Origin of the sequence: Cytobacillus sp. Bva_UNVM-123 (assembly GCF_046351715.2) — a bacterium.
Classification (GTDB): Bacteria; Bacillota; Bacilli; order Bacillales; family Cytobacillaceae; genus Cytobacillus.
On the sequence record NZ_CM177772.1, the window covers coordinates 662,976 to 683,387 of the forward strand.

The 20,412-nt window shown below is 37.2% G+C and carries 21 protein-coding genes and 1 pseudogene; 19 read left to right on the top strand and 3 right to left on the bottom strand.

Going from position 1 to position 20,412, the window contains the following annotated elements; translation table 11 throughout:
* The first annotated feature begins 62 nt into the window (after window positions 1-62).
* Both KDN24_RS03280 and KDN24_RS03285 read left to right on the top strand, forming a co-directional pair.
* A complete protein-coding gene (locus KDN24_RS03280) occupies window positions 63-1,199 on the top strand; it encodes a sensor histidine kinase (protein ID WP_409975268.1) in 1,137 nt (378 codons plus the stop codon).
* Complete coding sequence (locus KDN24_RS03285) at window positions 1,200-1,832, top strand: response regulator transcription factor (RefSeq protein WP_409975269.1); 633 nt, start codon at window positions 1,200-1,202, stop codon at window positions 1,830-1,832.
* A 65-nt stretch (window positions 1,833-1,897) separates the two neighbouring features.
* On the opposite strand, the pseudogene KDN24_RS03290 reads toward KDN24_RS03285, so the two are convergent.
* Window positions 1,898-1,951 (bottom strand): annotated as a pseudogene (locus tag KDN24_RS03290) (hypothetical protein); the annotation flags it as partial.
* A gap of 214 nt (window positions 1,952-2,165) precedes the next feature.
* Here KDN24_RS03290 and KDN24_RS03295 point away from each other — a divergent pair.
* From KDN24_RS03295 to KDN24_RS03315, 5 genes are all read left to right on the top strand, one after another.
* Window positions 2,166-3,098 carry an ABC transporter ATP-binding protein gene (locus KDN24_RS03295; protein ID WP_409975270.1) on the top strand — a complete coding sequence of 311 codons (933 nt, stop codon included), beginning with the start codon at window positions 2,166-2,168 and terminating at the stop codon, window positions 3,096-3,098.
* 11 nt (window positions 3,099-3,109) lie between these two features.
* A complete protein-coding gene (locus KDN24_RS03300) occupies window positions 3,110-4,384 on the top strand; it encodes an ABC transporter permease (protein WP_409975271.1) in 1,275 nt (424 codons plus the stop codon).
* A complete protein-coding gene (locus tag KDN24_RS03305) occupies window positions 4,384-5,481 on the top strand; it encodes an ABC transporter permease (protein WP_409975272.1) in 1,098 nt (365 codons plus the stop codon). Before KDN24_RS03300 ends, KDN24_RS03305 begins: the two co-directional genes overlap by 1 nt.
* A 4-nt stretch (window positions 5,482-5,485) precedes the next feature.
* Window positions 5,486-6,418, top strand: a complete 933-nt coding sequence (locus tag KDN24_RS03310; protein ID WP_409975273.1) for an SDR family oxidoreductase — start codon at window positions 5,486-5,488, stop codon at window positions 6,416-6,418.
* Window positions 6,419-6,565: 147 nt separating this feature from the next.
* A complete protein-coding gene (locus KDN24_RS03315; RefSeq protein WP_409975274.1) occupies window positions 6,566-7,681 on the top strand; it encodes a mechanosensitive ion channel family protein in 1,116 nt (371 codons plus the stop codon).
* Window positions 7,682-8,103: 422 nt separating this feature from the next.
* On the opposite strand, the gene KDN24_RS03320 is transcribed toward KDN24_RS03315, so the two are convergent.
* The gene (locus KDN24_RS03320; RefSeq protein ID WP_409975275.1) at window positions 8,104-9,261 is read right to left on the bottom strand and encodes a pyridoxal-phosphate-dependent aminotransferase family protein; all 1,158 of its coding nucleotides are present in this window, start codon (window positions 9,259-9,261) and stop codon (window positions 8,104-8,106) included.
* Between the two features lie 141 nt (window positions 9,262-9,402).
* On the opposite strand from KDN24_RS03320, the gene fosM reads away from it, so the two are divergent.
* The 8 genes from fosM to KDN24_RS03360 all read left to right on the top strand — a co-directional run bounded on the left by fosM (window position 9,403) and on the right by KDN24_RS03360 (window position 14,333).
* Window positions 9,403-9,822: a FosM family fosfomycin resistance protein gene (fosM, locus tag KDN24_RS03325; protein WP_409975276.1), complete on the top strand. Its 420-nt coding sequence runs from the start codon at window positions 9,403-9,405 to the stop codon at window positions 9,820-9,822.
* 24 nt (window positions 9,823-9,846) lie between these two features.
* A complete protein-coding gene (locus tag KDN24_RS03330; RefSeq protein WP_409975277.1) occupies window positions 9,847-10,611 on the top strand; it encodes a helix-turn-helix transcriptional regulator in 765 nt (254 codons plus the stop codon).
* 66 nt (window positions 10,612-10,677) lie between these two features.
* Window positions 10,678-11,034, top strand: a complete 357-nt coding sequence (locus KDN24_RS03335) for a VOC family protein (protein WP_409975278.1) — start codon at window positions 10,678-10,680, stop codon at window positions 11,032-11,034.
* Between the two features lie 57 nt (window positions 11,035-11,091).
* Window positions 11,092-11,478 (top strand): VOC family protein, encoded by a 387-nt coding sequence (locus tag KDN24_RS03340; protein WP_409975279.1) that lies wholly within the window; start codon window positions 11,092-11,094, stop codon window positions 11,476-11,478.
* Between the two features lie 231 nt (window positions 11,479-11,709).
* Entirely contained in the window at window positions 11,710-12,225 is a 516-nt protein-coding gene (locus tag KDN24_RS03345) for a DUF6773 family protein (protein WP_409975280.1), read from the top strand.
* A gap of 12 nt (window positions 12,226-12,237) precedes the next feature.
* Entirely contained in the window at window positions 12,238-12,441 is a 204-nt protein-coding gene (locus tag KDN24_RS03350) for a helix-turn-helix transcriptional regulator (protein WP_409975281.1), read from the top strand.
* An 18-nt stretch (window positions 12,442-12,459) separates the two neighbouring features.
* On the top strand, window positions 12,460-13,374 hold the full coding sequence (locus KDN24_RS03355) for an ABC transporter ATP-binding protein (protein ID WP_409975282.1): 915 nt from the start codon (window positions 12,460-12,462) through the stop codon (window positions 13,372-13,374).
* A 2-nt stretch (window positions 13,375-13,376) separates the two neighbouring features.
* Complete coding sequence (locus tag KDN24_RS03360) at window positions 13,377-14,333, top strand: ABC transporter permease (protein ID WP_409975283.1); 957 nt, start codon at window positions 13,377-13,379, stop codon at window positions 14,331-14,333.
* 246 nt (window positions 14,334-14,579) lie between these two features.
* On the opposite strand, the gene helD is transcribed toward KDN24_RS03360, so the two are convergent.
* Window positions 14,580-16,850 (bottom strand): RNA polymerase recycling motor HelD, encoded by a 2,271-nt coding sequence (gene helD / locus KDN24_RS03365; RefSeq protein WP_491348298.1) that lies wholly within the window; start codon window positions 16,848-16,850, stop codon window positions 14,580-14,582.
* Between the two features lie 818 nt (window positions 16,851-17,668).
* Between helD and KDN24_RS03370 the strand changes: the two genes are divergently transcribed.
* Genes KDN24_RS03370 through KDN24_RS03385 form a run of 4 tightly spaced genes read left to right on the top strand, consistent with a single transcriptional unit; the run spans window position 17,669 to window position 20,379 of the window.
* Complete coding sequence (locus tag KDN24_RS03370) at window positions 17,669-18,052, top strand: GntR family transcriptional regulator (protein WP_491348299.1); 384 nt, start codon at window positions 17,669-17,671, stop codon at window positions 18,050-18,052.
* The gene (locus KDN24_RS03375) at window positions 18,049-18,951 is read left to right on the top strand and encodes an ATP-binding cassette domain-containing protein (protein WP_409975285.1); all 903 of its coding nucleotides are present in this window, start codon (window positions 18,049-18,051) and stop codon (window positions 18,949-18,951) included. The genes KDN24_RS03370 and KDN24_RS03375 overlap by 4 nt, the downstream gene beginning before the upstream one ends.
* On the top strand, window positions 18,932-19,675 hold the full coding sequence (locus KDN24_RS03380) for a hypothetical protein (RefSeq protein ID WP_409975286.1): 744 nt from the start codon (window positions 18,932-18,934) through the stop codon (window positions 19,673-19,675). The genes KDN24_RS03375 and KDN24_RS03380 overlap by 20 nt, the downstream gene beginning before the upstream one ends.
* Window positions 19,672-20,379 carry a hypothetical protein gene (locus tag KDN24_RS03385; RefSeq protein ID WP_409975287.1) on the top strand — a complete coding sequence of 236 codons (708 nt, stop codon included), beginning with the start codon at window positions 19,672-19,674 and terminating at the stop codon, window positions 20,377-20,379. The genes KDN24_RS03380 and KDN24_RS03385 overlap by 4 nt, the downstream gene beginning before the upstream one ends.
* Window positions 20,380-20,412 lie beyond the last annotated feature (33 nt).

The window sequence follows — 20,412 nt, forward strand, 5'->3', positions numbered from 1 at the left end:
GCCTACAGGCTTTTTCTGCTGAGAAGATATGGTAAAATATAGCTATGAAAGTTGATAATATAATGTTTTACAACATGTTAGGAGGAAATGCTATCTTTGCCTTTTTTATGCGACTATTGTTTTTTCTAGGCTTATGGGCTGGCTTAATTGTTTCTCCTGATCCTATGGAAATGAAGAAGCTATCTTTTTTGCTGCTGCTTTGCGCTGGAACGATCATTTTTTATTTTTTTATCCCAATCTTTAAAAAAAGGAATCTTCTTTTTTCGCTTATGCTTACCCTTGTATTCGTTTCAAGCTTTTTTATTGACCAAATAGGCTTACCCTTTGTGGAGCTGCTTTTTCTTTACATTATGATAGAAGCTGTTTTCGTCATTCGTCATCATTCATTCTATTTAATTTTAAGTATGTATCTCTCTTTTTCGCTTATCACAATGTATTTACACCATCAATTTAAAATGGAGTTTGTATTATCGCTTATTTTAACAAGTGCTTTGCTCTATTTAATGTGGAGAAAGATTGTGGAACGAGAAGACTTGCATTTCGTATACAATGAAGTGGTTACAGAATACCGACATCTTAAGCGCAAGGCGCTTGAAAATGAAAAGATGGTACGATTAGAGGAGCGAACTCGAATTTCTCGGGAAATTCACGATTCTGTGGGACATAAATTAACAGCTGTTCTTATGCAGCTTGAGATGATGTCAATGGAAACGAATGACCCACGAATTGAAACGATTAAGAAAGAAGTTCGCGCTAGTATGGAAGAAATAAGATTAGCTGTTCGAACATTGAAACAGGATGAAGCAGCTGGTTTATCTTCTGTACTTCAGTTAATTCGCAAGCTTGAGGTAGAAAGTCATATGTCGATTCATTTAACGACAAAACATGGTGTTTTATCTATAAAGCTATCAAATGAGCAAAGCATCGCTTTATATCGCGTTCTACAGGAGGCACTAACGAATGCGATGAGGTATGCTTCATCAAATGAAGTTATTGTTATTATTGGCAGAACAGCTGTCGGCGATTTTCATATTATTGTACAAAACCGGATTAAAAAAGCAAAAGCTTTCCAACTCGGCTTTGGCTTAGAAAATATGCAGCAAAGACTTGCGGAAATTGGTGGTGCGGTGAATGCGTATCAAACAGAAGATCAATTCATCGTTGATGCGTCCTTTCCGTTGGAGGGAGATGACATATAAATGAAGCGAATTTTACTCGTTGAAGATCAAGTGATCGTACGTCAAGGAATTAAAATGATGATTGAGCAAGAGAAAAGCTTGAAAGTCGTAGCGGAAGCAGGGAATGGCATTGAAGCGATTTCGAAAATGGAGCTTCATCCAATTGATTGCATAGTGATGGACATTCGAATGCCAGAAATGAACGGAATTGAGGCAGCACGGCTCATTAGACAACGATGGCATGACGTGAAAATATTAATGTTAACAACCTTTAATGATGATGAATATGCGCTGCAATCGTTAAAGGATGGTGTTAATGGGTTTTTACTAAAAACGACAGAGCGGGATGAGTTAATAAAAGCAATTTTAAGCTGTATGGATGGGGGCATGCCTCTTGATAAAGAAGTAACGGCAAAGGTGATGCCGCGCCTGCTGCACCAAACAAAAATCAAAGCACCAGATATCCCTTTAACCCCGAGAGAGTTGGCCATCGTCCAACAAGTTGGAAGGGGGATGACGAATAAGGAAATTGCAGAAGGGCTTCACTTATCGATTGGAACGGTAAAAAACCATCTAACAACCATTTTACAAAAGCTCGAATTACGCGATCGAACACAGCTCGCGATTTATGCTGTTAAAAATGATATTTGCTAGAAAAGCCTATCCAAGCATTGTTGCTTAAGATAGGCTTCTTTTGCGTTTCCCTTCGGATAATTTATTCAAAATAGATTTGGAAAGTCAGTAAAGATGGCTGTTACCCCTGCCTCTTGGAGTGTCTTTGCAAGCTTTACATCATTTACCGTATATACCCATTAATCTTATTCTAGTTTATAAATATAAAGTGAATATTAATGAATTGTCTTCATTTGTTAAACCTCTGTAAAAATGACGGAGGTCATAGTGAGTAGATTGATTTTGTGACGGAGGTTAGTTGGAGCTTAAAGGTAATAAGAATATGATTAGGATAACAAGGAGAGTGAGTAAAACATGCTAGAAGCTATTAATATTACGAAGCAGTTCAAAAAAAATAAGGTTGTTGACGAGCTTAATATGTATATTGAAAGTGGTGAAACGGTTGGTTTGCTTGGACCGAATGGGGCAGGGAAGTCGACGACCATTTCAATGATTTCTTCATTAGTTGCTCCAACTTCTGGTGATATCCGTTTTCAACGTGAAAGTATATTAAAAGATGCGCAAGGATTAAGGCGTGTTCTCGGTGTAGTTCCACAGGAAATTGCCATCTATACAGATTTGTCTGCACAAGAAAACCTGCTTTTCTTCGGACGAATTCATCGATTAAAAGGGAAACAGCTTCAGAAGAAGGTGGATGAAGTACTTGAGCAAATTGGCTTAACTGATCATAAAAAGGAAGTTACTAAACATTTCTCTGGTGGGATGAAGCGCAGATTAAATATTGGCGCAAGTCTCATGCATAATCCAGAAATGATTATTATGGACGAACCAACTGTAGGAATTGATCCACAATCACGTAACTATATTCTGGAAACAGTAAAAAGATTGAATCAAGAAAAAGGAATGTCGATTTTATACACGAGTCATTATATGGAGGAAGTTGAATTCCTTTGTGATCGTATTTATATCATGGATAAAGGACGGATTATCGCTGCTGGAACGAAAGAAGAAATTAAGAGCATTATGTCTGCAGAAAAAACGGTCGTCATCAAGGTAGAGCATACAAAAGAGGCTTTCATTGAGCGTATTCGCCAAGAAGGAGTCGTAAAGGATGTTCAAAACTCTGGGCAAGTTATCTCGGTCGTACTCCCGAAAGCCGTTAATTTCTTCACCCGCCTATTCCAAATAGCTGAAGAAACAGAAACAACGATTATTTTGACTGAAGCAAAGACTCCGACACTTGAAGATGTATTCCTGCATCTAACGGGTCGAGCCTTGAGGGACTAGGAGGGATTCGTATGATCGGAGCATTTTTAAAAAAGCAATTACTCGTATTTGTACGGAATCCACAAGTAATCATTTTACAGCTTGTCATGCCCCTTGTGTTAATTTCGATATTAGGATTTGCTCTCAAAGGGATGTTCGAGGGGGAAAAATCACCCATTGAAGCGAGAATTGCTTATGTTTCACATGGAAATGAAGAAAAGGATGTTGAGTTATTTCGGGTTGAGCTTCAGAAGAGTGAATTGCCGGCAGAGGTAAAGGGAGTAATCGATAGTGAGCTTGAAAAAACGCTCCCTCTGAAGCTAATGAAGGAAGCAGTATTTACAAACAGCAAAGTTAGGGATTTTATCGACTTTGAAGAATTACAGCCTCAGAAATTAGCCGCTTTAAAAAAAGATAAAGATTACGCTGTCATTATTGAAGTTCCAGAGAACTTCACTTATAACCTATTAATGACTGTATTTTTACCAGAACATAAAGATAGTGTGAAGTCAGAGCTCACTCTTTATCATAATGAAGATCAAGAGCTTGCAGCTCAATTAGTTGCAGAAATGACTGAACAATTTCAGCATCAATACACACTACGAACTGTTTTAGGGAAAAAGGGAATAAATTTGGATGAAGCAGTTCAGCAAGAAGTGGGAATGACCATTTCAAAGCAGGCCATATCTGCTGTTAAGCCTGTTTCTGCAATGGTATATTATTTGATTGGGATTAGCATGATGTTTGTTCTCTATGTTGCTTCTGATACAGGAACATTTGCCTTTGCTGAAAAGGAATCAAATGTATTTATTCGGATTATGTTATCTGGCGCTTCAAGTTTCTCCTATTTACTCGGTACATTTTTTTCTGCCGTACTTATTGCCTTATTTCAATTATGGATTATTTTTGGCTTTACCCGAATTGTCTATGGGGTTGTATGGGATGATTTTGCAGGATTTTTCGTTATTACATTATGTATCGCAATCGCGGTTGGAGGATTTGCTGTTGTTGTGACAGCGTTAAATTATCGCTTTCATTCACAAGCAGTTTCCAACTTTTTCTCCTCTGTCGTTGTGACAATTTTAGCATTGTTAGGTGGAACATTTGTCCCAATGAAAGCTGTATCTGAAATCATTGCGACGATCGGAAAGTATACGCCTAATGGTGCAGCAATGAATGCGTATTTGCAAGTGTATCAAGGATATGGGCTTCATTCTGTTACTTCGCAGCTTGTGACGCTTTGCATCTTTGGAATCGTGTTCATTATGATCGGTGCTTTTATTTTTCCGAAAGAGGTGAGGCATTAATGGGTGGACTGCTTTTAGCAAAAATACAAAGGTTTGCTCGCAATCCATGGTTGTTTGTCTCCATGGTTGCCTTTACACTTGTATTTGCTTATTTAATGGGAGGAAATAATAGTTATCGTACGATCCCGATTGCAGAGGATGGAAAAAAGCTGACAGATTCCTTTCTAGAGCAATTAAATACTTCAGATGACCTTGTTTTTGAGCAAAAGTCTAAGGAAGAGCTGCTTGAAATGGTGCGGGGCAATGAGGTAGAGGCAGGGATATTACTTGTAGATGATGGGTATAAACTAGTGTATACCGTAGAATCACATAATATTAGTTTAATAGAACAGAAGCTTTCAAAATTAATGATGAGCCAGTATGAAAAAGAGCAGCTCATTAATGCCGGTTCTCATCATGGATTAACAGAAAATGACGTTGATGAATTATTAACTCAGGCAAACAAGGAACCAATCTTTTCGCTTAAATCAGCCATGTTTGAAGCAGGAAAATCATTTACCTATGATAGCAGATTGCATAGTATTTTTGGTTTTTCGCTCTTTTTTGTTATTTATACGATTTCGACCTTTGTGTCGGAGTTGTTTGTCGAAAAACAAATGGGCATTCGTGATCGCATTATTTTATCTCCAGTTCGGAAATGGGAGATGTACGGTGCGAACTTAATTTACAGCTTCGTTCTCGGTTATATTCAGCTCGTTCTTATTTTCCTCTTTTTCCGATATGTAGCGGGGATTGATTTTTATGGTGGAATAGGGAAAGCGTTAATCGTGTTAATTCCTTATGTATTTACCATTGTTGCACTCTCCATGTTTATTACGGGGTTAGTGAAAAGCAATCGGCAGTATAATGCGTTCATTCCACTTGTTTCTGTTAGTATGGCGATGCTTGGAGGAGCTTACTGGCCTATTGAAATTGTCTCATCCCCTATTCTACAAGCGCTATCGAAAATTTCCCCGATCACATATGGGATGGAAATATTAAAGGGAGTGACAATTTATCAGATGCCACTTTCAGACCTGCTCTTTCCAATCAGTATGCTTATGTTGATTGGTGTTGTATTAATGGGAATCGGAATCAATGCGATGGAGCGGAGGTAACGAAATGAATAATGAATTACATGTCATTGTTGGTACAGGTCCACTTGGAATTGCATTAATGGAGGAGCTGAAAAAAAGGAATAAACAAGTAAGAATGGTAAACAGAAGTGGGCAGGCAAACATCTCTGTTGAGGTTGTTAAAGGTGATGCGACTTCTTATGAAAGTATATTACAGGCTTGTACAGGAGCGAGTGTGATATATCATTGTGCAAAGCCTCCTTATTCTCAATGGCCTGAAAAATTTCCCCCAATTACAAAAGGATTAGTGGAGGCTGCTTCAGCGATTAACGCGAAATTTGTTTATGCTGACAATCTGTATATGTATGGACCGACTGAGGGAGTTTTGACAGAAAATCTAAAATATAATGCGACAGATCAAAAAGGTAAAACGAGAGCGGAAATGGCTGAATATGTTATGGAAGCTCATAAGAATGGAAGAGTAAGAGCGACAATTGGAAGGGCTTCAGATTTTTACGGACCAGGTGTTTTAGAGTCTTCTCTAGGGATTCAAGTAGTAAAGCCCGCGATTGAAGGAAAAACGGCATCTTTTTTAGGTAAAATGGATCTTCCTCATACGTATACGTATATCCATGATTTTGCTCGAGGTTTAGCCACATTAGGTGATAGGGAAGAAGCATTAGGCGAAGTTTGGCATATTCCAAGTGCTGAAACGCTCACGACAAAGCAAATGATGTCACTGATTTATAAAGAGGTTAACAGAGAACCAAAGTATAGAGTGGCTTCCAGAGGACTTGTTTCATTGATTGGATTATTCAATTCATCCATGCGTGAGCTCAAAGATACCTTTTACCAAAATGAAACTCCGTTTATCGTTGACCATCGTAAATATGAAAAGGTTTTCGGAAGTGAAGTAACGCCACACGAGAAAGCTATAAAGGAAACGGTTGAATGGTATAAGAAATATTTAGCAATGTAATCCAACCCCTTCTACTTTTCAGATAACAAATTTATTTGTTATCATAAATGTGAAACTTAATCACTCCTGTTTGGAGTTTTCACAGGGAGAAACATAACTTGCGATAAACAGTAGCTTTTTGTTATGAGGAAAAGGAGCATTGCTAGTATGGGAAAAAAAACGGTTGAATTTTGGGAGTTTATCTCTTCATATGAAAATCTAGAGGATATCGGGATTTCGATTGGTATTTTCCTGCTGTTTTTAATCTTTCGAAAAATCTTTACGAAATATGTGTTTGCCCTTCTATTGAAAATAGGCAGAAAAGCGCCAGGGGATTTGCTTTCACAAGTATTGCTCGCATTTGAAAGGCCCCTTCAATGGTTGTTCGTTGTTATCGGGATATACGTATCTGTACAATACTTTCCACATTTTGATGAGAAAAATTTGTTATTCTTAAAAATTGTCCGTTCATCGATTATCATTATTATTACTTGGGGTTTGTTTAATCTTGCTTCCGTATCATCCATGCTTTTTGCGAAAATAAATGAGAAAACGAATATTGAAATTGATGAAATTCTTATTCCGTTTTTATCGAAGACATTACGATTTATTATTGTAGCCATTAGTATTAGTGTAATCGCACAGGAGTTTAGTTATGATGTGAATGGGTTTGTCGCAGGATTAGGCCTTGGTGGACTTGCTTTTGCCTTAGCTGCGAAGGACGCGCTTGGTAATTTATTTGGCGGAATTGTCATCATTACGGAAAAACCCTTTTCAATTGGCGACTGGATTAAAACACCTAGTGTTGAAGGAACAGTGGAGGATATTACGTTTCGCAGTACGAAGGTGCGGACATTCACGCAAGCACTTGTCACGATGCCAAATGCAACACTGGCGAATGAAGCAATTATGAATTGGAGCAAAATGGGGAAACGGCAAATTACCTTCAATTTAAAAGTAAATCATGAAACGTCAAAGGAAAAATTACAATCGATCATCGAACAAATCGAAAGTCATTTGAAAAATCATCCTGGCGTCCATCAAGAAACGATATTTGTTAAATTCAACCAATATTTAGACAATGGCTTAGAAATTTTCGTATATTTCTTTACCAAAACAACCAACTGGGGCGAATACCTCAAAATCAAAGAAGAGATTAACTTCGAGATGATGACTATCCTTGAAAAGGAAGAAGTGTTTGTTGCCCTGCCAAGTCGAAAAATTTATCTTGATTCTGAAGCAGGAGCACAAAAGAAAGCTGAAGAGTTGCGGCAAAAATCATAATGTTAAATTGAAAAAAATGCTTTTTCCAAAGTAATATATACGTGGAAGCAGCGTTTTTTGTGTGTGAGTAGTGAAAACTATTTGTTGTTTATATAATCTTGTGTCAGAACAGTTTATTTACTATTAAATGGAGTCAATTTTTGAGGGAAGAAAGGAGGAATCTTCCTTAGAGAACATGAATAAGGTCGATTCTGGAATTGAAGAATGAAAAAATCGACCACAAAGAACATGAATAAGTCGATTCTCGAATGAAGAAAGCAAAAATCGACCCAAAGTGCATGAATAAGTTCGATTCTCGAATGAAGAAAGCAAAAATCGACCCAAAGTGTATGAATAAGGTCGATTTTCGAATGAAGAAAGAAAAAATCGACCTCAAAGTACAAGAATAAGGTCGATTCTTCTGTTAGATGAAAGATTAAGAGTTATTTCCGCTGAGCAGCTAAAAACACTTCTTGCGCCGCTTTCACGCCTGCACCAGCTTCAAAGGAATATGAGAAGTCTTGCAGCCCGGCCTCCATTAAGGAAACAGCCTGAAGAACATCGCTTGGGAAGCAATAGCCCATATGGCCAAATCTGAACATTTTTCCTTGCAAATGACCGAGACCGCCAGCGAAATCAAGATGATATTTTTGTTTTAAGTGACCCATGTAGTCTACAAGATTAATGTCTTTTGGTGCGAGAATTGCAGTAATCGTTGGGGAAGCATAGTCGTCACTTGTCAGTAAACCAATGTTCAGAGCTGTCATTGCTGCACGAACCATGTTTTTCATTAATTCATGTCTTGCAACAGTTTGGGCAAACCCGCCTTCTTCATCAATTAAATCACAGACAGCCGAAAGTCCATAAATGAGTGTAACAGCAGGTGTATTAGGCGTCATTCCCTTTGCAGCCCAATCACGATAGCTTAATAGATTTAAATAATAGGCAGGTGTTTTGTTTTCCTCGATTACTTTCCATGCACGCTCACTTACGCTTAATAAAGCAAGTCCTGGCGGAAGCATCATCGCTTTTTGTGATCCGGTTACGAGAATGTCGATACCCCAATTATCCATTTCAGCTGGTGCCCCACCAATACAGCTTACTCCATCCACAATAAATAGCGCATCTGTTTGTGAGTGAACAACCTTAGCTAGTTTTTCGATTGGATTTAGAATTCCTGTTGATGTTTCATTGTATGTAGCAAAAACGGCTTTTACATTTTTCAATGGCTTTAAAAACTCAGTTAAATCTTCTTCTGTACAAGCTTGGCCCCATTCCTTTTCAAGCTTATGGACGTTGAAGCCGTATTTTTCACAAATGGAAACGAAATAATCTCCAAATGCGCCAACCGTTATGACCACTACATTTTCACCAGGAGAAACAGCGTTAACAGCTGCGGCTTCTAATGCAGCTGTACCACCAGAAGGAAGGAGTAAAATATCCTGTTCCGTTCCAAAAAGCGGCTTTACTCGATTTGTCGTTTCGTGGTATAGCTCAACAAATTCTCCACTCCGGTGACTAATAATATCATGACTCATCGCCAGTTGAACTTTCTTTGGAATTGGAGTAGGGCCAGGATGTCTTAAAATATTTAGATACATATTATTTCCCTCCATTAATTATTGTTGTGAATTGGTAATTTTTTAATTTTCTAACTATAATAATAGCATATTCGTTATCATTAAGACGAATTGTATAGATTGATATGGAGGGACAATAATCCGCAATAAGATGGTGAACGAATGAAAATAAAAGGAATAAATCATTTATTATTTTCTGTATCGAATTTAGAAAAGTCGATTGCTTTTTATCAAAACGTTTTTGAGGCAAAATTGTTAGTCAAAGGAAGAAATACAGCCTATTTCGATTTAAATGGACTATGGTTGGCTTTGAATGTGGAGAAGGATATTCCTCGTGAAGAAATTCAGCAATCATATACACATATTGCATTTACGGTTGAAGAGAAAGACTTTAACGACTTATATAAAAAGCTTACAGAGTTAAATGTAAATATTCTATCAGGCCGGCAAAGGGATGAAAAAGATAAGAAATCCATTTATTTTACTGATCCTGATGGACATAAATTTGAATTTCATACTGGAACTCTACAAGATCGTTTAAATTATTATAAACAAGAAATGAGTCATATGGAGTTTTATTAGATCAATACTTTAGGGTGATAAAAAATGGACAAAGATCTGTTGAAAGCTGTTGAAAAGTCGATTGAATTTATGAAAAATCATTTAGAGGAAGATATAACGTCTGAGGAATTAGCTGCAAAGTATGGCTATAGTACTTATCATTTCTTAAGAGCTTTCAAGGAAGTAACAGGTATAAGCCCTCGACATTTTTTATCAGCATTAAGGATTGAAGCGAGTAAACAAATATTAATTCGACCCTCAAACTCGATACTAAAAACCTTGTTAAGTGTCGGCTATAAAAGTATTGGATCTTATAGCTCCAAATTTAAACAATTTGTTGGACAATCTCCAAGAAAATTTAGAATAGAATACGAGTTATTATACAAATTCATTAATCATTACAAAAACAAGAAAAGTCATCAAACGATAACGACTACATCTTCAGTTATTACATGTCAGATTAAGGCGCCCTCAAAATTTAAAGGGCTCGTATTTGTAGGACTTTTCCCTCGACCCATTCCGGATCAAAAGCCTATTGCAGGTACAGTTTTACATAATGGAGGGATTTGTACATTTACACATATTCCAAAAGGCACTTACTACATATTAGCTGCAGCTATCCATTGGAGTAAAAATCCTAAGGATTATTTCATCTTAGATAAGGCATTACGAGGAAAATTTGAGTTTCCCATTAAAGTAAGAGATGACGCAATTATTGAAGTTGCGATTGCATTAAGAGAGCCAGAACCATTTGATCCGCCTATTTTAATTAACTTACCGAAGCTTCTTTTTGAGCGGGACGGAATATAGCAATCTAGAAGAAATAGACTGAAAGGAAACTCGATATAATAATTTTACATAAAGGAGGAGAATGCTATGTTAAATAAGGTTTGTGTCCTTACTATTCGTGTTCCTAATCTAGAGGAAGCGATTGACTTTTATTCAAATGTATTGCGTTTCAAAGTTTCGAAGTATTATGGTGCAAATATTGCCAGTCTTCAACACGGTGATATACCTATTGTGTTGGAAAAGAGTGAAGGGGTTTATCAGAAGCCGCAGCAAAATGTGTTGCTTGGAGTTATCTCAACCGATCTTGATAAAGATACTGTTTATTTTAAAGAGAAAGGAGTTACTGTTTTGTTTAACGAAGCAAGACCATGTCCTCCAGGACGCTACAATATTATTGAGGATCCGGCTGGAAATCAAATTGAAATAGTAGAGTTTACTAATTAAGGGGAAATTCCATCTCTATTCATTTGATTATAGTTTCTGTAAGGAGGACTTAATAAGTTGATATACGAGGTAACGTTTCAGATTCGAGTAGGAGATATAGTAAAAGCCCAAAAATGGTATAAAACGTTGTTAAATCGAGAACCAGAGTATATTCCACACGAGGGCTTTCTGGAATGGGAGTTGATTCCTAGCTGTTGGCTGCAAGTAGCTAAAGGGACTCCTTCAGCAGGGGGAGGACCTGTTCGACTCGGTGTAATGAGTATTGAAAAAGAGAGAGAAAGGTTAATGAAAGAATTAAAAATTGTTCATTTTGAGATCTGTGAAAGAGATGAAGTTCCTGTAAAATGGGGGACATTTCATGATCCGTGGGGAAATCAGATAGGTTTTTTCGAATATGAGAATGAGAGCGAAAAGCGTAGAAAAATTCAATCAATCCTAAGTTAATAAAAGAATAGGGATTTTATAAAGAATCGATTTCGATTATTTTTTCGAAACAGATTCTTTTTTTGTGTAAAACAAGATTGTTTATCCAACGTGGATGAAATAGCAGATTAGTAAAAGAACGATATTGTGGTTTTGATTGTTAAATATATATTGTAAAATGTAATATATATATTGCTTTTTGATTATAATATTGTACAATGGGAATATATAGGTTTGAGGGAGGAAATAAAAATGGGTTTGTTTCGAAAGAGAAAAAAAGTAGCTGATGAACGGATTACGCATATTCAAAATAAAATTTATCGAGAAATTTATCATATTGTATCGGCCATTTCTTTATTATCAATCATTACAAAATTTTACTTATATGAAATAAATATAAAGCTAGTGATAACGGAGCTAATTATTATATTTATTTCAAGTATTTATTACTTTGTTCGTGCTGCAAACCTAGGAATATTCTCAGATGAAATTGAGATTCACGATCGCCAAAGCACAACACCGATGAGTTCAAAAAATATTTATATTGGAATAGGTTTAGGGGTGGCGGTTGGTCTATTCTTTGGCGTTAGAAGCGCCATTATTTATGGTGATGGCTATGCAAATAGTATGTTTACCTTTGCGATCGTCTTTTTGGCATCCATTATGATTTATTTACCGTTTTTTCTTGTCGTGATCTGTGTTCCTTATTTGGCAGCAAAAAAAGCAAGCTTGAAGGCAGCTGAGAGAGATTTAGATGTCGAATCGTAAGTGAGGCAAATGATGAAAAATTTAAAGCTAAAGGTGGCAAGGGTTGAAAAAGATTTATCACAAGATGATCTAGCAAAAGTTGTCGGCGTTTCAAGGCAAACCATTGGGCTGATTGAAGCAGGAAAATACAACCCGAGCTTAAACTTATGTGTTTCAATTTGTCGGGCGTTAGGTAAAACATTGGATGAGTTATTTTGGGATGAGGGAGAAGAGTGAGAATAGGAGGAAAAATGCTTGGAAACGATACTTGAGTTAAAAAATGTGAAGAAAACGATTAATGGCAAGGAGATTATTAAAGGATTGAGTTTTGCGGTGCAGAAAGGAGAAATATTTGGCTTTTTAGGGCCAAATGGAGCTGGGAAAACAACGACCATTCGCATGATTGTTGGACTAATGAGAATAACTGACGGTGATATTATTGTGTGCGATAAAAGTATAAAGGATAGTTTTAGGGAAGCAATTAGTCAGATTGGGGCAATCGTTGAAAACCCAGAGATGTATAAATTTTTAACAGGCTTTCAAAACCTACAGCAGTATGCACGCATGCAAAATGGGATTTCTAAAGAAAAGATCCGTGAAGTTGTTGAGCTTGTCGGTTTGTCAGAACGGATACACGATAAAGTTAAAACGTTTTCTTTGGGAATGAGGCAAAGACTTGGATTGGCTCAATGCTTACTGCATGATCCGAAGCTTTTAATTTTAGATGAACCGACAAATGGACTTGACCCAGCGGGAATAAAAGAAATTCGCGAGTACTTAAGGAAGCTTACGCGTGAAAGAGGGATAAGTGTAATTGTTTCAAGTCATTTACTATCTGAAATGGAAATGATGTGTGATCGGATTGCGATCATTCAAAATGGGGAATTAATTGAGGTTCAGGAAGTGAAAAATTTTGTTTCTGAAGAGAAGCAAGTCGTGTTCTTCTTCGAAACAGGAGTTATGGGGAATGCGACAGCCCAATGGCTTGAAAATAAATATGAAATGAGATTGGTAGAGACAGGTTTCACATTAAAATGTGTACGAGAAGACATCCCAATTATTATAAAAAAACTAACTGAATCTAATGTAGCAGTATTTAGTGCAAAGCCAGTTACAAAAACACTAGAGGATCGCTTTTTAGAAATGACTGCGAAGGAAGGAGGAAAGTGAAAATGGGGAAATTAATTATCAATGAATGGATTAAAGTGTTCAAGAGGATCGGGACACTCGTTATGATTGCATTAATTATCCTCTTTGTCATCGGCTTTGGGGGATTGTCTAAAGTGCTAGAACAGCCAAATCCTTCTCAAGTGAATACTCAATGGAAACAAGATTTAGAAAAGCAAATCATTAATGATAAAGCGTCATTGGAAGACATGGGTCAAAGAAATTCTAATTTAAAGATGTACTATGAAAGACAAATTGCCATTAAAGAATATCAAGTGGAACATGATATTCCTCCGCAAACAGAAAGACATATGTGGACATTTGTGAATGAAGCCCAATCTTTAATTTCGTTTGCTGGTTTATTTACGATTATAATAGCTGCCGGAATTGTAGCATCTGAATTTTCCTGGGGAACGATAAAATTACTTTTAATCAGACCTTTTGGCAGGTCTAGTATTTTATTATCAAAGTATGTAACAGTTATATTATATGGCTTGTTCTTTTTAGCTATTTTATATGCTTTATCCGTTCTCGTTGGATTCATCTTATTTGGTGCCCCGTCAGAAGAAGTATCCCATCTTGCGTATGTAAATGGGGAAGTCATTGAAAGAAATATCGTTTTTCATTTAATTGGTCAATATTTATTAAGCTCGATCGATGTTCTATTAGTTGCGACGATGGCCTTTATGATCTCCACCGTATTCCGGAATAGCTCGCTTGCCATTGGATTATCATTATTCCTTCTCTTTACAGGGAATACCGTGACAATGCTGCTTGCAAGTAAATTTGCATGGACGAAGTATTTTCTATTTGCGAATACAAACTTAACCGTATATTTTGACGGTGTTCCACCAGTAGAAGGGATGACATTATCCTTTTCAATCATCATGTTAATCATATACTTTGTCGTTTTTCATTTGCTTTCATTTTTAGTGTTTCATAAACGGGATGTAGCCGCCTAATTTTATTCTGAGAAAAGAAATGCCCTGCTCCAACACAACATAGTTGTTTAGAAGGAGCAGGGCTATTTTTAAAAAGATAAGAAAGTATAATATTTTGAAGTTAGAGAACTGTCTAGCTCCAGCGCCTAGCGCCTAGCGAACTTCCTTCCCCCTCTCTACGATAAGTCAACATCGATTCGCTTCCCTCGTCGTGTTTCCTTTATCTCATCGGGGTCAGTCCAGTTCGTACGTCGCTGACCAAGGCGCTTATGCTTTTATAATAAAATCACTTTCTTTTAAGCCATAAAAATATAAACGATGCAAAGGCCGCGTCATCGCTACATAAAGGAGTTTAATATCAAGCTCAGAGTCTTTAGAAAATACTTCATCAATCGAAATGATGATGACGGCATCAAATTCTAATCCCTTTGCTAAATAAGTTGGAACAATGACAATTTCATCTTTTGGAATTTTCTCTTGTTCCTCAAGCAGCTTGACTGGCGTGTTCGCATGCTTCTCGCAGAGAGAATATAGCAGCTTACAATCCCTCATCGTTTTTCCGATAACCGCAAATGTTTTAAAATTGTCTTTTTTTAATGAGTCAACATGAGCTTCGATTTGCTGAACAAGCTCTTTTCCTGCTTTTCTTTTCATAAATATTGGACTTTCTCCGTGGCGAACAACTGGCTCAACCTTAGGAAAAGAGTAGGGAAGGATCTGTAGCAATTCGTTAGCCCTTTCCATAATTTCAACGGTTGTACGATAGCTTTTTTGCAGCTCTGTATATGTGGCGCGTGGGAAAATATACCCTAGCACCTCGTCCCAAGATGTCAGTCCGCGATAGGAATGAATTCCTTGAGCAAGATCGCCGACAAGGGTGAACATATCTGTATCAAGGGCTTTCTTTAATGAAAGTAGCTCCATAAAGCTGTAATCTTGCGCCTCGTCAATGACGATATTTTTGGCTTTAAGTTCCTTATCGATTCCAAATAAATGTACTTGTAAAAACAGCAATAATGCTAAATCTTCTCTTTCGAAATGTTTTTTCTGCCGGTAGGCCTGCTGATATGCACATAAGCGCGCTGCTTCACTCTCTGTCAGTCTTCCTTCAGAAAACTGGCAAAGTCGTTCTGGGTCGAGAAACAGCTCCTGATAATATTGAATAAGTGATTTTTTTGGAAATTGCTTCATATAAGCAGGCACGGCATTCCGAATGGCTTTCTTTATTTCTGCTAAGCGTTCTGCTTTTTTATCAAGGGCTTCGGAAACATATTGCTTTCGTTTCTCAGGATCTTTTCCGTGATAAATTGCTCGCTCAATACGCTCATCATAATAGTCTTCTATTTTTTTGATCATGTTTTTCTTTTTTTTAGCTAAGTCATTTTGTAATATTGCTTTTAGTTTTTCAAGTCGCTTAAATAAAGGGAGATAGCTGTAATCATTTTTAAAAAGATGAATGAATTTTTTATGCCCGAACAAGCGAAATTTATCGACTGAAAAATCTTCTTTCGGAAAAAAAGTTTCATAAATAAACCGAATGTAGTTGGATAAGATGATATGAAAGGCCGCCGAGCCTTTAATAGAAGAAAACCATGCAGCATTTTGACTTGCATCTTCTGCTGAATGTTCAAGAATTTGAATTAATTTAGTATCTTTTTGCAGTTTCAGCCTTTGCCCGAGACAAGCCTGAACATATTCTTCATACGTTGTTTGCCGGACTCTTTCCACTCCAAGCTCAGGAAGCGCTTCTGAAATATAATCAATAAATAGCCTACTTGGAGCGAGGATCATAAGTTGCTCAGGAGCAAAGTTCTCTTTGTATTGATAAATAAAGTAGCTAATCCGATGAAGAGCAATCGTTGTTTTTCCGCTTCCAGCTGCTCCCTGAACAATAATCGGTTTATGCAAGTCAGCTCGAATAATTTGATTTTGCTCTTCTTGAATCGTTGAAATGATTTCAGTCAGCCGATTACTAGAGCTTTTCGCGAGCGAATCTTGCAGCAGCTCATCTGTCGTTGTAAGGTCAATATCACGTATTTCTTCCAGCTCTCCATTTTCAATCATGAATTGTCTCTTCAGTGATAAATTGCCGCGAAAGCTTTCTTCGTACGATTCATAATGAACCTCACCAAGTCTGCCTTCATAATAAAGGTTTGCAATTGGTGAACGCCAATCGACAATAATCTGCTCTTGATTTTCCCTTGAGTACAACGATGTTTTTCCTATATACAAAATTTCTGTTTGGTCGAGACCATCTCTGAGGAAGTCAATTCGCGCAAAATAAGGTTTAGTACGTGAGCGTTTAAGACTATTTAATTCATCCCGCGACATTTCGAAAAACCTTGCATTTGTTAAAAGGGATGTATAGCTTAAGCTTGAGTCCCCCCAATCAACGTCTTGAAAGGTTTCCATCATGTTTTCTTGAAATTGATCCTTACTTGTTTCAGCCGTTTTAATGACGACATCCATATACTTTTTTGTGAAAGATAATCTTTGAATTTCTTGTTGAAAATCGGGGTGCTGTTGTTGTGATGGCATAACGTCTCTTCCTTCCATTTCATTTTCAGCCGCAATGTGGAAGTGCTAAGGAGCGTGAGTGACAAGAAATTTATATTATCAGAAAAATCGGGCGAATGCAATACTCGAAATTCAATCCTTTGCAAAAAAATAACCTCTTGCCTTTTCTTTGGAATAGGAAGAGGTTATTCATATTTTGAAACATATTTTTAGTTGATCATTTGTTTCAGCCGTATTTTAATCCCGCAACTCAGGAAGATTGTTCATAATATCAGCCATTGCAGCTTCTCCTTTTGTCCACAAGCAGTGGTCTCAATCAGTGTCACTGAGACTACAGCTTCCCCTTTTGTCCACAAGCAGTGGTCTCAATCAGTGTCACTGAGACTGCAGCTTCCCCTTTTGTCCACAAGCAGTGGTCTCAATCAGTGTCACTGAGACTGCAGCTTCCCCTTTTGTCCACAAGCAGTGGTCTCAATCAGTGTCACTGAGACTGCAGCTTCCCCTTTTGTCCACAAGTAGTGGTCTCAATCAGTGTCACTGAGACTACAGCTTCCCCTTTTGTCCACAAGCAGTGGCCTCAACCGGAGTCAAGGAGCCTCCATTTTCCTTTTTTTCACAAGTAGCAGTTCCAATCAGGCTCCTTCTATTCGTTTTATGCCCAAGTACAACCCCAATGCGCTCCTAATTTCCCCTTTATCCACAAGAAATAGGCCCAATCCACACCATCTTGCTGCATAGGAATAGGAATAGCGGTAACTTTTATGTTATCTTCACTTGCAAAATACAAAAATCCATAGTATAGTACATTACAACAGTAATGCACTATGTTGGAGGAGGCGGTGACGATTCTTAATACAGACGGAACAAAGCCTATATATGTTCAAATTGCTGAGTGGCTTGAGACAGAAATAATGAATGGCCATTTCAAATGTGATGATAAAGTATATTCTCAATATCAATTAGCCGAGATGTACACAATTAATCCTGCGACTGCTGCAAAAGGGCTCAATCTGCTCGCTGACGAAAGTATTCTCTACAAAAAAAGGGGATTAGGTATGTTCGTTTCAGCGAATGCGAAAGAGCGGATTATGGAGAAACGAAAAAACCAAACATTAAAGCAATTAGTGATCGATGTCGTGTTAGAAGCAAGAAGGCTGCAAATAAGTGATGATGAATTAATTCAAATAATTAAATCGATCCAGCTTAAGGAGGGGGAACTATGAAGGTAGTTGAATGTCGTGATTTGTCAAAATCATTTTTACGAAAAAAGGTGCTGAAAAATCTTACTGTATCTATTTCAGAAAATAAAATAACCGGTTTAATTGGACGAAATGGGGTTGGGAAAACAACATTTTTGAAAATTATGGCTGGTTATATTAAAGCAACTTCCGGAGAGATAAAGGTCTTCTCGGAAAGACCATTTAATAGTTTACTCGTATCTGCTAATTCGGTATTTATAGATGATCAAATGAGTTTCCCTGCTGCTTTGCAGCTTGAGGAGCTATTGGAAGTAGGCGGAAACTTTTATCCGAATTGGGATGCGGAGTTAGCGAATCGATTATTTTCCTATTTTGCTTTTGATCCGAAGCATTATCATCAACGGTTATCAAAAGGAAAAAGAAGCACCTTTAATGCGATATTTGGCATCGCTTCACGAGCACCGCTCACTATTTTCGATGAGCCGACGACAGGAATGGATGCGGCTGTTCGTAAGGATTTTTATCGTGCCTTATTAAAGGATTATCTTGCCTTTCCACGGACGATTATTTTATCAAGTCACCATCTGGAGGAAATTGAAGACTTATTAGAAGAAGTCCTGATTATTAAAGACGGAAAAAACTGCTTGCATATTGAGATGGAGGAATTAAAGGAGTGGGCAATTGGATTTAAGGGAGCTAAGAGTAACGTACTAAATTGGATTGAGGGACAAGAAGTTCTCTACAAAAATCATTTTGGTGCCGACTCCATTTATGCCGTCGTCAGAAATAATTACTCAGAGAAAGCACTTATTGAGGCGAGAGAAGCTGGTTTAGAAGTATTACCAGTTCGTCCTAGTGATCTATGTGTTTATTTAACAGATGAAACGAAGGGTGGAATTGATGATGTCTTTTATGACCGCTAATCCGATAGAAACGGTGAAAAAGCAGTTTGCATTTAAAATGCGTGGAAATATTGACGCATTTAGTTCGCTAATGGGCATTCAGCTGCTCGGATTATTTTTCTCTGTTATAGGAGGAATCGGTTCGGTCGGATCCTTATCTAGTAGAATGATGTTTGAAGCAAAATATTATTCGGCGGATTTAGTCATTTTCTTCTCGATTATTTGGGGCTTTGTTACAGCTATCACCATCACAACGAAACCATACCGGAATCATGATTTTACTTATATAACGAATCGAGTAACTAGTAGTGTGGCAAATATTCTCTTTCTGTTGACTGCTAGCTGCATTGCAGGTTTGACCGCGATGCTTTCTAAGTATCTTTTATTTTTGGCTCATAACTTATTATTCTCACAGCCATTTTATGGTTCTGTATCGAGCGGTAAAGAATTCTTTATCGGTTTGGTTGCGACTATTCTTTATATATTTTGGGCAAGCTCTATCGGCTATTTAATCGGGACATTTGTTCAAGTAAATCGAATGTTTGCCTTTTTAATTCCTGTATTGTTTTTCGGTGTATTGTTTCTAGACTTTATCATGAAGAGTGAACCATTTAGTCAAAATTTGCTTATGTTTTATACGATGGAGCCCTCATTCATCCTATTTAGTTTGAAGACTGTCATTACCACGATATTACTATTTCTTGCCTCTATAAGCATATTAAATCGCATGGAGGTGAGAAAATGATAAAAATATTATTACCGATTTTTATTATCTTTATTTTAATCATCATCCCGATTGTTTTTGTGAAAAAGAATAAAGTAAACAAACGAGTGACAATAAAAACAACTCATTGGCTCTTTTATTTATATTTTAGTATTTTGCTCCTTTCCGCATGCTTCGCGTCTTTTTTTGTTAATGATATCGTGGAAGGACGAAAAGTTTCTTCCGAAACCGAAATCCATGCGAAAAAGTACGAATTTCGAAAAGCATTAAATGAGGGGAAAATAGAAACGATTGCTAGTGAAAATTTGCTTAAACTAAGTAGTTTTCCTTATGAAAAGTCCGCTTTGAAAATTTCTTATGAAGGTCCAGGTTATTCCGATTTATATGTGGAAAGAAAAAAAGTTGATGACGGTACGATTGAAGCTTATGTTTTTGCAAATGGGCTCATTGTCGGAGGGTATGATTTTACAGATCAACTTCAGCCCTTAAATTTTGCAGTATCTGAGGTAGACGAGCAGCTAACGATTTCAAGTAGTATGGAAAGAAAAGAATTGAAAATAGCGCTAATGAAAAAAGAATTTCCCATTAATCAATTTTATGATCAAACAAAATTCTTCGATATTAACATACATGATGAGCCTGTAGTATACTTGAGAATTCCAAAAGATGTTCATGTTGTTGAAAACGAAGAGCTGTCTCTTAATTATGTCGGGGGAATTCGTTAAGTGACGGGATATAAAAAATCATGGGCTTCGCCT

Bases quoted from the DNA above. Each gene is read 5' to 3' on its own strand.
- helD (WP_491348298.1), bottom strand. From the start codon at position 16,850: ATGCCATCACAACAACAGCACCCCGATTTTCAACAAGAAATTCAAAGA.
- KDN24_RS03295 (WP_409975270.1), top strand. From the start codon at position 2,166: ATGCTAGAAGCTATTAATATTACGAAGCAGTTCAAAAAAAATAAGGTT.
- KDN24_RS03315 (WP_409975274.1), top strand. From the start codon at position 6,566: ATGGGAAAAAAAACGGTTGAATTTTGGGAGTTTATCTCTTCATATGAA.
- KDN24_RS03305 (WP_409975272.1), top strand. From the start codon at position 4,384: ATGGGTGGACTGCTTTTAGCAAAAATACAAAGGTTTGCTCGCAATCCA.
- KDN24_RS03335 (WP_409975278.1), top strand. From the start codon at position 10,678: ATGTTAAATAAGGTTTGTGTCCTTACTATTCGTGTTCCTAATCTAGAG.
- KDN24_RS03310 (WP_409975273.1), top strand. From the start codon at position 5,486: ATGAATAATGAATTACATGTCATTGTTGGTACAGGTCCACTTGGAATT.
- KDN24_RS03330 (WP_409975277.1), top strand. From the start codon at position 9,847: ATGGACAAAGATCTGTTGAAAGCTGTTGAAAAGTCGATTGAATTTATG.
- KDN24_RS03375 (WP_409975285.1), top strand. From the start codon at position 18,049: ATGAAGGTAGTTGAATGTCGTGATTTGTCAAAATCATTTTTACGAAAA.
- fosM (WP_409975276.1), top strand. From the start codon at position 9,403: ATGAAAATAAAAGGAATAAATCATTTATTATTTTCTGTATCGAATTTA.
- KDN24_RS03360 (WP_409975283.1), top strand. From the start codon at position 13,377: ATGGGGAAATTAATTATCAATGAATGGATTAAAGTGTTCAAGAGGATC.
- KDN24_RS03300 (WP_409975271.1), top strand. From the start codon at position 3,110: ATGATCGGAGCATTTTTAAAAAAGCAATTACTCGTATTTGTACGGAAT.
- KDN24_RS03280 (WP_409975268.1), top strand. From the start codon at position 63: ATGTTTTACAACATGTTAGGAGGAAATGCTATCTTTGCCTTTTTTATG.
- KDN24_RS03285 (WP_409975269.1), top strand. From the start codon at position 1,200: ATGAAGCGAATTTTACTCGTTGAAGATCAAGTGATCGTACGTCAAGGA.
- KDN24_RS03320 (WP_409975275.1), bottom strand. From the start codon at position 9,261: ATGTATCTAAATATTTTAAGACATCCTGGCCCTACTCCAATTCCAAAG.
- KDN24_RS03350 (WP_409975281.1), top strand. From the start codon at position 12,238: ATGAAAAATTTAAAGCTAAAGGTGGCAAGGGTTGAAAAAGATTTATCA.
- KDN24_RS03385 (WP_409975287.1), top strand. From the start codon at position 19,672: ATGATAAAAATATTATTACCGATTTTTATTATCTTTATTTTAATCATC.
- KDN24_RS03345 (WP_409975280.1), top strand. From the start codon at position 11,710: ATGGGTTTGTTTCGAAAGAGAAAAAAAGTAGCTGATGAACGGATTACG.
- KDN24_RS03380 (WP_409975286.1), top strand. From the start codon at position 18,932: ATGTCTTTTATGACCGCTAATCCGATAGAAACGGTGAAAAAGCAGTTT.